Source organism: Streptomyces zaehneri (assembly GCF_032248645.1).
In the GTDB taxonomy this organism is placed as follows: Bacteria; Actinomycetota; Actinomycetes; order Streptomycetales; family Streptomycetaceae; genus Streptomyces; species Streptomyces coriariae.
In genome coordinates, this window is the sequence record NZ_JASTTJ010000045.1 from 1 (window position 1) to 13,232 (window position 13,232).

Here is a 13,232-nt window from a genome sequence, read left to right on the forward strand (position 1 = left end):
CGGCTTCCTCCGCGTACGGCATGCGCGTACGCGGAGGAAGCCGACGCCCTCGACGCGTTTGTGCGACGCGTTTGTGGGCCCCGCCCGGCCGGAACCTGGGGCACTCGTTCTCCTCCCACCGGGCGAGCGGCCGCCGTACGGCACTGCTCGTGCGTCCCGACGGCCAGGCCGCCTGGGCCTTCGACACCGCCGAGCCGGACGCCGTGGCGGCCGCCCTCGCGACGCACGTCGGCTGAAAGCGCGCCGGAGAGCACCTGGGCGCAGTGGTGCCGGTAGTCCCGTCGGCAGGCCGTGGCCGTTGCTGTCAGGCCCGGCTCAGCTGCTCGACGTCTCCGTCGTCAGCAGCAACTCCCGCAACAGGTCGGTCAGTTGACCGGCCCGCTCGGTGTCCAGGGCGGCTGTCAGGGCCTCGGTCTGGGCGGCGAGACCCGCGCCGACAGCCTGGTCGACCAGATCGAGCCCCTTCTCGGTCAGCGTCACCTGGAGGCCCCGGCGGTCGTGCGGGTCGGGGGAGCGGCGCAGCAGGGCGGCCCGTTCCAGTTTGTCGAGCCGGCCGGTCATGCCGCCGGTGGTGAGCATGAGCGTCGCCGACAGCTGGCGGGGCGAGAGGGTGTACGGCTCGCCGGAGCGGCGGAGGGTGGCGAGTACGTCGAACTCGCCCCGTCCGATGCCGAGAGCGGCGTATGCCTTCTCCAGCCGGTCGCCCATCGCGCGCGCGAGCCGGGAGATCCGGCCGAAGACCTCCATGGCGCCGGTGTCGAGATCGGGCCGGACCGTCGCCCACTGCTCGATGATCGCGTCGACGGGGTCCTTGCGCGGGGGCTGCGGGCTGCTCATGGGACGAGTATCCCCCCGATTCCGGTCACCCACGAGAAAGTAGCTCCGCGCTAAGCCGCTCGCCGCTAAGCCGCTTGACGCTAAGTCGCTTAGCGCTAAGCTATTTTCATGAAGAGGCCCACGACCGTCCTGCTCACCACTCTCGCCCCGGTCTCCTGGGGTACCACCTACGCCGTCACCACCGAGTTCCTCCCCGCCGACCGCCCGCTGTTCACCGGCCTGATGCGGGCCCTGCCCGCCGGGCTGGTGCTGCTCGCCCTCGGCCGGGTCCTGCCGCGCGGTGTCTGGTGGGGGAAGGCCGCGATACTCGGCGCGCTGAACATCGGCGCCTTCTTCCCGCTCCTCTTCCTCTCCGCCTACCGGCTGCCCGGCGGCATGGCGGCGGTCGTCGGCTCGGTCGGACCGCTGTTCGTCGTCGGTCTCTCGGCGTTGCTGCTGGGGCAGCGGCCGACCGCGCGGACCGTGTCGGCCGGGGTCGTGGCCGTGTTCGGCGTCAGCCTGGTGGTGCTGAAGGCGGCCGGGGCGCTGGACCCGCTCGGCGTCCTCGCGGCGCTCGGCTCCACCGCCTCGATGTCGGCCGGCACGGTCCTCACCAAGCGGTGGGGCCGCCCGGACGGCGTCGGCCCGCTCGCCCTCGCCGGCTGGCAGCTCACCGCGGGCGGCCTGCTGATCGCCCCGCTCGCCTTCCTCGTCGAGGGCGCCCCGCCCGCCCTGGACGGCCGCGCGGTCGGCGGCTACCTCTATCTGGCCCTGGCGAACACGGCCGTCTCGTACTGGCTCTGGTTCCGCGGCATCGGCCGGCTCACCGCCACCCAGGTCACCTTCCTGGGCCCGCTCTCCCCGCTGACCGCGGCCGTCGTCGGCTGGGCCGCCCTCGGCCAGGCGCTCACGCCGCTCCAGCTGACGGGCATGGCCCTGGCGTTCGGCGCGACGGTGGCGGGCCAGCTGAGGGCCGGCGGCGGGACGGCCGTGCGCACGTTCGGGCCTGCCGAGAGGACGGCCCGAGCAGATCGGGACCGTCCCGGACGTGACAGGTCCGGCCCGCCGGCGCTCCGGCGGTGAGCGCGACGCGGACCGGCAGTGTGACGCGGACCGGCAGTGTGACGCGGACCGGCAGTGCGACGCGGACCGGCAGTGCGACGCGGACATGGCGCGGCGGACTGCCATGTAGGACTGCCAGGAAGGACTACTGTGCGTCGGCCGCCTGGGCCTTCAGCGCGCGCTCCACGCCCGCGCGGGCCTCGGAGACGAGGCGGCGCAGGGCCGCGTTCGGCTCGGCCGAGGCCAGCCAGGCGTCCGTCTTGGCCAGGGTCTCCCGGGAGACCTGGACCGCCGGGTAGAGGCCGACCGCGATCTGCTGGGCGATCTCGTGCGAACGGGAGTCCCAGACGCTCTTGACGACCTCGAAGTACCGGTCCGTGTACGGCGCGAGCAGCTCACGCTGGTCGGTCTGGACGAAGCCGCCGATGACCGCCTCCTGCACGGCGTTCGGCAGCTCGTCGGAGTCCACGACCGACGCCCACGCCTCCGCCTTGGCCTCCGGGGTCGGCCGGGCGGCCCGCGCGGTCGCCGCGTGCCGCTCGCCGGCGGCCGTCTTGTCCCGCTCGTACTCGGCGGCGATGTCCGCCTCGTCGAAGGTCCCCACGGCCACCAGCCGCTGCACGAACGCCCAGCGCAGCTCGGTGTCGACGGCCAGGCCCTCGATGGTCTGGCCTCCGTCGAGCAGCGACTCCAGGAGGTCGATCTGCTCCGGCGTACGGGCGGTGGCCGCGAACGCGCGCGCCCACGCCAGCTGGTGGTCGCTGCCCGCCGCGGAGGAGCGCAGATGCGCCAGCGTGGCGTCCGTCCAGCGGTTCAGCAGGGCCTCGCGGGTGGCCGGCGCGGCGTACAGGTCGATGGCGAGCTTGACCTGGCGGTGCAGCGACTGGACCACCCCGATGTCGGACTCCTTGCCGATGCCGGACAGCACCAGGGACAGGTAGTCGCGGGTGGGCAGCTCGCCGTCCCGGGTCATGTCCCAGGCGGACGCCCAGCACAGGGCGCGCGGCAGGGACGACTCGAAGTCGCCGAGGTGCTCGGTGACGAAGGCGAGCGACTGCTCGTCGAGGCGGACCTTGGCGTACGACAGGTCGTCGTCGTTGAGCAGGACGACGTCCGGGCGGCGCTTGCCGACCAGCTGCGGTACGGCCGTCAGCTCGCCGTCGATGTCCAGCTCGACGCGGTCGTCCCGCACCAGCTTGCCGCTGTCCTCGTCGAGTCCGTACAGACCGACGGCGATGCGGTGCGGGCGCAGGGTCGGCTCGCCCTTGGCGCCGGCCGGGAGCGCCGGGGCCTCCTGGCGGATCGCGAAGGACGTGACGACACCCTCGGCGTCCGTCTCGATCTCGGGACGGAGGATGTTGATGCCGGCGGTCTGGAGCCACTTCTGCGACCAGGTGCCGAGATCACGGCCGGAGGTCTCCTCCAGCGCGCCGAGCAGGTCGGACAGGCGCGTGTTGCCGTACGCGTGCCGCTTGAAGTAGGCCTGCACGCCCGCGAAGAACTCGTCCATGCCGACGTACGCCACGAGCTGCTTCAGGACGGACGCGCCCTTGGCGTAGGTGATGCCGTCGAAGTTGACGAGGACGTCGTCCAGGTCGCGGATCTCGGCCATGATCGGGTGGGTGGACGGCAGCTGGTCCTGCCGGTACGCCCAGGTCTTCATGGAGTTGGCGAACGTCGTCCACGAGTGCGGCCAGCGCGACTGCGGGTGGTACGCCTGGCAGGCGATGGACGTGTACGTGGCGAACGACTCGTTCAGCCACAGGTCGTTCCACCACTCCATGGTGACCAGGTCGCCGAACCACATGTGGGCCAGCTCGTGCAGAATCGTCTCCGCGCGCAGCTCGTACGCCGCGTCGGTCACCTTCGACCGGAACACGTACTGGTCCCGGATGGTGACCGCGCCCGCGTTCTCCATCGCGCCCGCGTTGAACTCCGGCACGAACAGCTGGTCGTACTTCTTGAACGGGTACGCGTAGTCGAACTTCTCCTGGAACCACTCGAAGCCCTGCCGCGTGACCTCGAAGATCGCGTCCGAGTCGAGGTGCTCGGCGAGGGAGGGCCGGCAGTAGATGCCGAGGGGCACCGACTGACCGTCCTTCTCGTACACGCTGTGGACGCTGTGGTACGGCCCCACGATGAGCGCGGTGATGTAGCTGGAGATCCGCGGGGTCGGCTCGAAGGCCCAGACGTCGTCCTTGGGCTCGGGCGTCGGGGAGTTGGAGATGACGGTCCAGCCGGTCGGCGCCTTCACGGTGAACCGGAAGGTGGCCTTGAGGTCCGGCTGCTCGAAGGACGCGAAGACCCGGCGGGCGTCCGGCACCTCGAACTGCGTGTACAGATAGGCCTGCTCGTCGACCGGGTCGACGAACCGGTGCAGACCCTCACCGGTGTTGGTGTACGCGCAGTCCGCGACGACCCGCAGGACGTTGCGGCCCTGCAGCAGGCCCGGCAGCGCGATCCTCGAGTCCTTGAAGAGCCCCGCCGCGTCGAGGGCGTCCCCGTTCAGCGTGACCTCGTGGAGGGTGGGCGCCACCAGGTCGATGAAGGACTCCGCGTCCCCCTCCGCGACGTCGAAGCGCACCGTCGTGACGGACCGGTAGGTCCCTCCCTCCTGGGCACCGGAGAGGTCGAGATCGATCTCGTACGAGTCAACGGTGAGCAGCTTCGCCCGCTGCTGCGCCTCTTCGCGAGTCAGGTTTGTGCCAGGCACGCGGTCATCTCCTCGGATATGTGTCGGTTGCGTCATCCTTCCACGGGACGGCTGCCTGGGGCGACGACCTTACGGGCGGCCGTCCGTCCGGCCGGCGAGGTGACGGTCCGGTCCGGTCCACGAACGCCGTCGGGATCGCTCTCGAGCGTGATGTCCGCAAGCCGCCGGTCCCGTCGGCCGCTCGCCGTCAGGGTGGAGGTATGACCTTCACAGTGAACGTGAACGACGTGGCCCGCGTGCCACGGGCCGTCCCGGGCGAGGTGCTCGACGAGCTCCGGGTCGTCGACGACGCCGGCCGGCGGACGGAATCCTTCGCCGACGAGGAGGGCGGCGCCCCGCTGCGGTGCTGTCTGCGGCGCAGTGCCGTGGGGGAGCGGATCGCGCTCGTCTCGTACGCGCCGCTGCGCCGCTGGGCGGCCGGGGCGAGCGTCGACCCCGGGGCCTACGACGAGCTGGGGCCCGTGTTCGTCCACGCCGACCGCTGCGCGGGGTTCGCCGGGGACGGGTACCCCTTCGCCCAGGCGCACCGCACCGTGCGGCGGTACTCGGCCGAGGGCCGCATCCTGGGCGGCGCGCTGGTCGGCGTCGGCGGGCTCGACGAGGCGTTCCGGAACGCGTTCGACGACCCGGACGTGGCGTTCGTGCACGTCCGGGCCGTCGAGTACGGCTGCTTCCTCTACGAGGTCAGGCGGACCTGAGCTCGGCCGCCACCAGCTCCGCGATCTGTACGGCGTTCAGCGCCGCGCCCTTGCGGAGGTTGTCGTTGGAGATGAACAGGGCGAGACCGTGCTCCACGGTCTCGTCCTCCCGGATGCGGCCCACGAACGACGGGTCCTTGCCGGCCGCCTGGAGCGGGGTCGGGATGTCGCTGAGGGCCACGCCGGGGGCGCCGCCCAGCAGCTCCGTCGCGCGCTCGGCGCTGATCGGACGCGCGAAACGGGCGTTGACCTGGAGGGAGTGGCCGGAGAAGACCGGGACGCGCACACAGGTGCCGGAGACCTTCAGCCCGGGGATCTCCAGGATCTTGCGGGACTCGTTGCGGAGCTTCTGCTCCTCGTCGGTCTCGTTCAGCCCGTCATCGACGACCGAGCCCGCGAGCGGGATCACGTTGAAGGCGATGGGGCGCTTGTAGACCTGCGGCTCCGGGTAGTCGACCGCCTCGCCGTCGTGGGTCAGCCGGTCAGCGTCGGGCACGACCTTCTGCGCCTGCCCGTGCAGCTCCGCCACGCCCGCGAGGCCCGAGCCGGACACCGCCTGGTACGTCGCGACGACCAGCGCCTCCAGACCGGCCTCCGCGTGCAGCGGCTTCAGGACCGGCATCGCGGCCATCGTCGTGCAGTTCGGGTTGGCGATGATGCCCTTGGGGCGGTCCACGATCGCGTGCGGGTTGACCTCGGAGACGACGAGGGGCACCTCGGGGTCCTTGCGCCACGCCGACGAGTTGTCGATCACGACCGGGCCCTGCGCGGCGACCTTCTCGGCCAGCGCCCGCGAGGTCGCCCCGCCGGCGGAGAACAGGACGATGTCGAGGTCCGCGTAGTCGGCCGTCGCCGCGTCCTCCACCGTCACGCCGTCCAGGACCGTCCCCGCCGAACGGGCCGAGGCGAACAGGCGCAGCTCCGTGACGGGGAAGTCACGCTCCTTGAGGATCCTGCGCATGACCGTGCCGACCTGACCGGTGGCTCCGACGATTCCGACCCTCACGGCGACTCCTTGCTCTGTTCACGGCTCTTCACGGACTTTTCCATCATGCGGCCGACCCCGGCCCACCTGTCCAATTCTTTGCCCCCCATGCCCGAGGACTGGGACACCCGCCGGTGTGACGTATGCCTCCCGAGGATTCCTCACGGTGGCGCCGAACGTTTTCGCGCGCCGCGGCGTCGTAGAGGAAACGCGGTAGAGAGGGGTGGCTGTGCTGCGCAGAAAGGCCCGGCGCGCCCAGGGGGACGGGGCCGGACAGGGCGACGATCCGCTGGACGCGGCGCAGGAACGCCGGGTGCGGGCGGTGCTCGCGCTGGGCGGGGTGCCGCAGGCGGACCTGCCGGACGGGGTGCAGCAGGTCCGCCTGCGGCTCCTGGAGCGCGCGGCGAAGGGGTACGAGACGCCGCGCGACGTCTCCGCGTGGGCGGCCGTCGTCGCCTCCAACCTCGCCATGGACTGGCACCGCGCCAAGCGCCGCCAGGAGCGGCTGGGGGAGCGGCTGGCCTCGCTGCGCCAGCACGAGCACCCGTCCGGCGAGGACACCAGCGTGCTCTCCCTCGCCGTCGCGCAGGGACTGGACGACCTGCCCGACGCGCAGCGCCAGGTCGTCGTCCTGCGCTTCTACGCCGACCTGCCGGTGCGCTCGATCGCCGTGGAACTGGGCGTCCCGGAGGGCACGGTCAAGAGCCGCCTGCACACGGCGGTCCGGGCCCTGCGCGCCCGCCTGCACGAGGACGAGGTGGTGTGACGTGACCGCTCTGCCCGGCCGGCCCGGACCCGGACGCGAACCGCAGGACGAGAACCATGGCGAAAGCCACGACGAAAGCCGCGACGAGAGCCGCGGCGACCACCACGACGAAACGCACGACGAGGGCCGTGACCCGTACGAGGGCCAGGACGGGCCGGAGGGTGAGGACGGCATGGACGCGTTGATGGCCGCCGTCCTCGGCGTGCCCCTCGCCGGCCTCTCCGAGGAGGCCCGCGCCGACTCCGGCTACCTGGCCGCCCACCGCTCGGCCACCGACGACGTGGCGCTCCTGCGCGAGCAGCTCGGCATCCTCGCGGACGTCCTGACGGAGCCGGTGCGCGAGCCGGCGCGGGTCCCGCGGACCGCCCCGGTGCGGCAGCTTCGCCCGTCGCGCCGGGTCCGTCCCCTCGCCCTGCGGCTCGCCGGTGTGGCCGCCGCCGGAGCGCTGGTGCTCGGGGGCGGATGGGTGGTCGTCCAGGTCGGCCAGGGGGTGGCCGGCATCGAGTCGGACAAGAGCGCCGACAGTGCGGCCGGGTCCGACGAGAAGGCCGACGCGTCGGCGGGCGACGGCACGAGCCTCCTCGGCGACCCCGGCTATCTGGCCTGCGCCCGGCTGGTCGTCGAGGGGGACGTGACGGCCGTCGACCGGGTGGCGGGCACCACCCGGGAGCGGGTCACGCTGCACGTCACCCACGCCTACCGGCCGGCCGGGAGCGGGCCCGAGGTCGACTTCGTGATGGAGGCGGACATGGACCCGCTGCCGCGCGAGGGCGACCACGTCCTGGTCGCCCTGCCGAAGGGGTCCGCCACCCCCGACGTCTGGGCGGTCGGCGAGCCCGACATCGTCCCCGAGCGGGAGGCGCTCGCCCGGGCCCTGCCCGAGGCGCGGGACGTCACCTGCGAATAGGCGGGACGCGCCGTGACACGGCGAAGGGCGGGCGCCCCGGTGGACGCCCGCCCCTGTTCGACCGCTGTCGGCCGACCGTTCTGCCGTACCGGTACCGCTACCGGTTTACGGAGTGACCTTCTCGATGGCCACGTTGCCGATGCCCGCGACGGTGCCCCGCGCGTTCACCAGCTGGACCTGGCCGAAGAAGGCCCGGCCCTCGGGCGCGGCGGCCGCGGCGGTGACGGTCGCGGAGACCGACGCCGAGGCACCCGTGCCGAGCTTCACCGGCGTCGACTCGTCGACGGTGACGGTGCCGAGCGAGGACGAGAAGAACACGTCCAGGTAGTCGTACGCCGTCGTACCGGCCGGGACCGAGTAGCCCGCGACCTCGATGGTGTACGTGCCGGCGGCGGGCGACGGGATGGAGACCGCCTCCTCGGAGTCACCGTCGGCCTGCTGGGCGACCTGGTTGCCGGCCGCGTCGAAGACCGTCAGGTCCAGGTCGGCGGAGGCGTCGGAGACGTTGCCGATGGAGACGTCCAGCGACTTGGCGCCGGCCGGGACCTCGACCGTGGTGGTCGCGGTCGCGCCGTTCGCGATGGTCGGGCGGGTCGCCTTGGACGAGCCGAGCGGACCGCCGGCCAGCTTGCCGTCGATGGCGGCGAAGTTGTTCGTGACCTTCCAGGAGACGGGGGCCGGGGTGCCGACCTTCGCCTCGGGCACGGTCACGGTCTCCGGGTCGAAGGACGCGCCGTAGACGGTGGCGTCCAGCTTGTACGGGTTGTCGAGCAGCGGCGAGGTGCGGCGCGACTCGACCTCGATCTCCCAGACCCCGGGCTGCGGGTTCTGGTACGAACGGGCGTCGGGCTTGCAGCCGTTGCCGTCGAGGTAGTTGTTGTAGCAGTAGATCGTGGAGCTGTCCTCGACCGCGACACCGTACGGGTGGATCGAGATGAACCGGGTCTGGCTCTTGTCCTTCAGCCCGCCGATCGCGACCTCGAACGCCTTGGCGCCCTCGGGCACGGTCAGGAAGTAGGACTGCGAGCTGTTGCGCTGCACGGTGTTCGACGCGTGGAACGCGTACTTCACCGGGGTCGAGACGACGACCGTGTTGAGGATCTGCTTGTCGAGGCCCTCGGTCTTCGGGTCGTCGACCTCGAGGATCGCGCTGGCGATGCCCGCGGCCTTCGGCTGCGCCTGGATCTTGACGGTGACCGGCTTGTTCAGCGACAGCTTCACCTCGTCCGAGCCGAGGATCCTGAAGGTGCCGGCCGCGTTGTTCTCGAGGTGCAGCTCGTGGCGGATCGCCTTGTCGGCACCGGACGTACGGGTGATGGTGACGTCGTACGTCTTCTTCTGACCGGCCTTGAGGCCGCCCTCGCGGTCGTAGATGCCGGTGCCGAAGCCCGGCGTCTTGAGCGCGAAGTCGAGCGCGGTGTCGACCGGCGCCTTGACGGCGTAGTCGTGGGCGGTGGCGCCCTTCCTGATGGACTTCCAGGCGTCCACGATGTTGATGGCGCCCGCGCCCTCCTCGTACGCCTGCAGACCCTTGATGTGGTCCGCGGTCGAGGTCAGCGCCGTGCGCAGGATCGCCGGGGTGAGCGCGACCTTCTGCTGCTTGGCGGCCGAGATCAGCAGCGCCGAGGCGCCCGCGGCCTGCGGGGAGGCCATCGAGGTGCCCTGGAGCATGGAGTAGCCGGCCGGCAGCGGGTAGCCCGCCTCGGCGACCGGGGAGCCCTCCAGCCAGGTCTGCGTGGTGTTGATCGCGGCGCCGGGGGCGACGAGCGTCGGGGTGAAGCCGCCGTCCTCACGCGGGCCGCGCGAGGAGAAGGGCAGCAGCGCGTACTTCTTGGTCACCTGCGAGCCGTAGTTGGCGGCCCAGGTCTCCTTGGAGATGGCCGCGCCGACCGAGATCACCTTGTCGGCCAGACCGGGGTCGCCGATGGTGTTGGCGCCGGGGCCCTCGTTGCCGGCCGAGATGACCAGCTGGACGCCGTAGGTGTCGATGAGGCGCGTGTACAGCTCGGCGCGCGCGTTGTTGCCGTCGTTCAGACCCGGCAGACCGCCGATCGACATGTTGACGATGTCGACGCCGCGGTTGGCGACCAGGTCGATCATGCCCTCGGTGAGGGCGACGTTGGTGCAGCCCGGACCGAAGACGCAGGCGCGGGAGGAGACGATCTTCGCGCCGGGCGCGGCGCCGTTCATCCTGCCGCCGAACAGTCCGTTCGCGGCGGTGATGCCGGCGACGTGCGTGCCGTGCTCGCTGGCGATGAGACCGATGTTGGCGAAGTCGGCCTTCTTGCCGACCCAGTCGCCGCCGTACGGGTCCATCGGCACGTCCTTGCGGATCTGCACGACGAACGGCTGGCGCTCGGCGACGTCGGTCGCCGGGTTGTCGGTGCCGAAGTACCCGATCTGGTAGCCGTCCTTGTACGGCTTCATCGCGGTGTCGTCGGTGAAGTCGCCGTTGTTGTTCACGTCGACGGTGACCGTGCCGGCGGCCGCGTCGTACAGGACGCCCCAGACGTCGGTGGTGTCGCCGTCGCGGTTGACGTCGCCCTTGGCGTCGCCGCCCGTGGTGGCGGACTCCCGGAAGAGGTTGACCTGGTAGGAACCGGCCTTCGCCGTCCAGGTCCGGCCGCCGAAGGTGAAGCTGGGCCCGGACACGGAGGTCGTCATCGCGCGCCAGGAGGCGTCGCTGTCGAGGATCGGGTCGGTCGCCGTCACCCAGTCGACGATCTTGCGCTCGCCGGTGGTGGTCTTCTGGAGCGCGGGGTGCGCCAGGTCCACACCGGAGTCGAGGATGCCGATGGTGACACCGCGGCCGTCCGCCTTCGGGTTCTTCTTCACGAAGTCGACGGCGCCCGTCTCGAAGGACGGGTTGTACGGGTTCTCGGCGGGGGTGTTCTTGCCCGGCGCGGCGTAGGTCTTCGTCTTCGCGGCGGACTTGGCGCCCTTCGCGGTGTCCGCGCTCGGCGTCGGGTCGTCGAGGGCGATGTCCTGCCGCAGGTCGATGGCGTGCACCGAGGACAGCTTGGCCGCGGCGGCGATCGCCGAGTCGGCCTTGCCGGTCGGGACGGTGGCGCGGACGTAGCCGACCTTGTCGTAGGACTGGCCCACGGAGCCGCCCTTGACCGCGTCCAGCTCCTCGGCGACCTGCTCGGTCTGGCCGGGGGCGGTCGCGACCATCAGCGTGACGTTCTTGTCGCCGGCGGCCTTGGCCTCGGCGAGGAGGTCGGCGTCGTCGGAGCCGAGCTTGTCGTGGGCGGACTTCGCGCCCGGGTCGGCCGCGGCCGGGGCCTGGCCGGAGTCGGCCGAGAAGGCCATGGGTATCGGACCGGCCGCGGACAGCGCGGCCACGAGGCCCGCGGCCACCGCTATCCGGGCCACACGTCTTGCGCCCGATATCGGTTCACGCTGGGGGGTGAGGGTCATCGGCATCCCTTGTAGGTAAAGGAACGAGCACCACGTGACCAGGCCGTTCCTTCCTGATCACGGTCGTCCGGAATGCGGTCCCGGATGACCGCAAAGCTTTACCTAAGGGGCAGCTGTTTGGGGAGAGTTGACCGAATCGATATGGATGTATGGGGAAAACCCTCTACGAGCCCCCTGTGCGAGGGCTGTCCTCCGGTTGTGCGGGTTTCGGCCGGGCGGGCCGGCGGACGGCCTGCGGGATCAGGCGTCCTTGGCGCGGGCGTAGTGCCGGGAGGCCTTCGCGCGGTTGCCGCAGGCCGCCATGGAGCACCAGCGGCGGGTGCCGTTGCGTGAGGTGTCGAAGAAGTGCAGCACGCAGGCCTCGTGCGCGCAGCGGCGGATCCGGTCGGGGGCGGCGCGGAGCAACTCCAGGTAGTTCCGGGCGGCCAGCCAGCCGGGCCCCCAGGTGTCGTCCCTGAACTCGGCCCGCTCGCCGGGCCCTTCGGCGGTGAGGGTGGGCCGGATCCGCCCGTGCCCGAGCACGGTGTCGACGCCGGTGGTGTCCGCCGGTCCGTCCACCGCGGCCTCGATCGCGTCACGCGCCCGGAGGGTGTGCCGCAGGGTCGCCGCGTCGGCCGCGAACCGTCCGTCCAGCCCGTTCGCGGCGAGCCACACGGCGAGCCCTTCCGGGTCCCGCAGCAGATCCTGTACGGCGCCCTCCCGCACCCACCGCGTGTTGAGCAGGTCGAGCGCGAGGGGCTCGCCGATGAGGGGGCGGGGGTCGGGGGCGGGGGTGGTGGCGGACATCGGGGCTCCTTCCGTGCTAACCGCTCAAGGGTATGTGACCGGTTGACATTGTTGATTCTAACCTGTAAATTACATGTAAGAGGTTATTTTCTTGTGGGCTGCTCGCGAACTGTCCGAGGGGTCCGCCGGGGCCGAGGAGGTCGAGCAGTCATGGGCGTCTACCACTCAGGCTCGCGCGCGGTTCAGGACCGCGTCGGGGTCCGTGACCTCGCCGATCACCTGGGCCGGGCGATCGGCGAGGGCGTCAGGCCGGTCGTCGCCGCCTTCCTGGAGCTCCAGCCGCTGCTGGTGCTGGGCGCCGCCGACCCGGCCGACGGCCGGGTCTGGGCCTCGGCGGTCACCGGCGCCCCCGGCTTCGTCCGGGCCACCGGACCCCGCCGGATCTCGGTCGCCACCGGCAGCTCCCAGACGCCGGGCGGTACGGGCGGGCTCTCGCCGGCCGACCCCCTCGCGACGGCCCTGGCCACCCCCGGGACCCAGGTGGGCACGATCGTCCTCGATCCGCGCACCCGTCGCCGTATGCGGCTGAACGGCCGGCTGCTGCCCACCCCGCGCGGCTTCGCCGTCGAGACCGACCGGGTGTTCGCCAACTGCCCCAAGTACATCCAGCGCAGGGAGACCTACGAGACCGTCGACCGCACGCCAGGCAGCCCGCTCCGCGGCACCGAACTGGCCGCGGAGCAGCGGGACTTCCTGGCCGCCGCCGACACCTTCTTCCTCGCCACCCTCCACCCGGACGGCGCCGGCGCCGAACTCAGCCACCGCGGCGGCAACCCAGGCTTCGTGCACGCGACTTCACCGCGCACGCTCACCTGGCGCGACCACCCCGGCAACGCCATGTTCCTCACCCTGGGCAACCTCGTCACGGACCCCCGCGCCGGCCTGCTGTTCCTCGACTGGACGACGGGCCGCACCCTCCAGCTCACGGGCGAGGCCCGCACCCGGTTCGCCCCCGACGGCGAGCGTACGGTCCACTTCACCGTCACGGAGACGGTCGACACCCCCGCCGCGCTGCCGCTGCGCTGGTCCGCGCCGGAATACTCCCCTGCGAACCCGGACCCGACCGGCTAACGTCCCCC

11 protein-coding genes are annotated in these 13,232 nt (G+C 71.8%); 6 read left to right on the forward strand and 5 right to left on the reverse strand.

Going from position 1 to position 13,232, the window contains the following annotated elements; genetic code table 11:
- Positions 1-236 (forward strand): aromatic-ring hydroxylase C-terminal domain-containing protein (locus tag QQM72_RS39565; protein WP_314225653.1); only part of this gene is annotated, 236 nt, incomplete at its 5' end.
- A 79-nt stretch (positions 237-315) separates the two neighbouring features.
- Here the strand turns inward: QQM72_RS39565 and QQM72_RS39570 are convergent.
- Positions 316-837 carry a MarR family winged helix-turn-helix transcriptional regulator gene (locus QQM72_RS39570; RefSeq protein ID WP_314225654.1) on the reverse strand — a complete coding sequence of 174 codons (522 nt, stop codon included), beginning with the start codon at positions 835-837 and terminating at the stop codon, positions 316-318.
- Positions 838-945: 108 nt separating this feature from the next.
- Here QQM72_RS39570 and QQM72_RS39575 point away from each other — a divergent pair, with 108 nt between their 5' ends.
- Positions 946-1,899, forward strand: a complete 954-nt coding sequence (locus QQM72_RS39575) for an EamA family transporter (protein WP_314225655.1) — start codon at positions 946-948, stop codon at positions 1,897-1,899.
- 124 nt (positions 1,900-2,023) lie between these two features.
- On the opposite strand, the gene pepN is transcribed toward QQM72_RS39575, so the two are convergent.
- Positions 2,024-4,591, reverse strand: coding sequence for an aminopeptidase N (gene pepN / locus QQM72_RS39580; protein WP_314225656.1), 2,568 nt, complete (start codon positions 4,589-4,591; stop codon positions 2,024-2,026).
- 200 nt (positions 4,592-4,791) lie between these two features.
- On the opposite strand from pepN, the gene QQM72_RS39585 reads away from it, so the two are divergent.
- Positions 4,792-5,289 carry a DUF1203 domain-containing protein gene (locus QQM72_RS39585; protein WP_314225657.1) on the forward strand — a complete coding sequence of 166 codons (498 nt, stop codon included), beginning with the start codon at positions 4,792-4,794 and terminating at the stop codon, positions 5,287-5,289.
- Here the strand turns inward: QQM72_RS39585 and QQM72_RS39590 are convergent.
- On the reverse strand, positions 5,276-6,295 hold the full coding sequence (locus QQM72_RS39590) for an aspartate-semialdehyde dehydrogenase (protein WP_314225658.1): 1,020 nt from the start codon (positions 6,293-6,295) through the stop codon (positions 5,276-5,278). The two genes, QQM72_RS39585 and QQM72_RS39590, sit on opposite strands and share 14 nt — an antisense overlap.
- A gap of 202 nt (positions 6,296-6,497) precedes the next feature.
- Between QQM72_RS39590 and QQM72_RS39595 the strand changes: the two genes are divergently transcribed.
- Together QQM72_RS39595 and QQM72_RS39600 are read left to right on the forward strand one after the other, a co-directional pair.
- Entirely contained in the window at positions 6,498-7,040 is a 543-nt protein-coding gene (locus tag QQM72_RS39595; protein ID WP_199875647.1) for a sigma-70 family RNA polymerase sigma factor, read from the forward strand.
- 1 nt (position 7,041) lies between these two features.
- Positions 7,042-7,947, forward strand: a complete 906-nt coding sequence (locus tag QQM72_RS39600; protein ID WP_314225659.1) for a hypothetical protein — start codon at positions 7,042-7,044, stop codon at positions 7,945-7,947.
- Positions 7,948-8,052: 105 nt separating this feature from the next.
- Here the strand turns inward: QQM72_RS39600 and QQM72_RS39605 are convergent, their stop codons facing one another.
- Together QQM72_RS39605 and QQM72_RS39610 are read right to left on the reverse strand one after the other, a co-directional pair.
- The gene (locus QQM72_RS39605) at positions 8,053-11,367 is read right to left on the reverse strand and encodes a S8 family serine peptidase (RefSeq protein WP_314225660.1); all 3,315 of its coding nucleotides are present in this window, start codon (positions 11,365-11,367) and stop codon (positions 8,053-8,055) included.
- A 240-nt stretch (positions 11,368-11,607) separates the two neighbouring features.
- A complete protein-coding gene (locus tag QQM72_RS39610) occupies positions 11,608-12,153 on the reverse strand; it encodes a CGNR zinc finger domain-containing protein (protein ID WP_314225661.1) in 546 nt (181 codons plus the stop codon).
- A gap of 150 nt (positions 12,154-12,303) precedes the next feature.
- On the opposite strand from QQM72_RS39610, the gene QQM72_RS39615 reads away from it, so the two are divergent.
- Positions 12,304-13,224, forward strand: a complete 921-nt coding sequence (locus QQM72_RS39615) for a pyridoxamine 5'-phosphate oxidase family protein (protein WP_314225662.1) — start codon at positions 12,304-12,306, stop codon at positions 13,222-13,224.
- Positions 13,225-13,232: the final 8 nt, after the last annotated feature.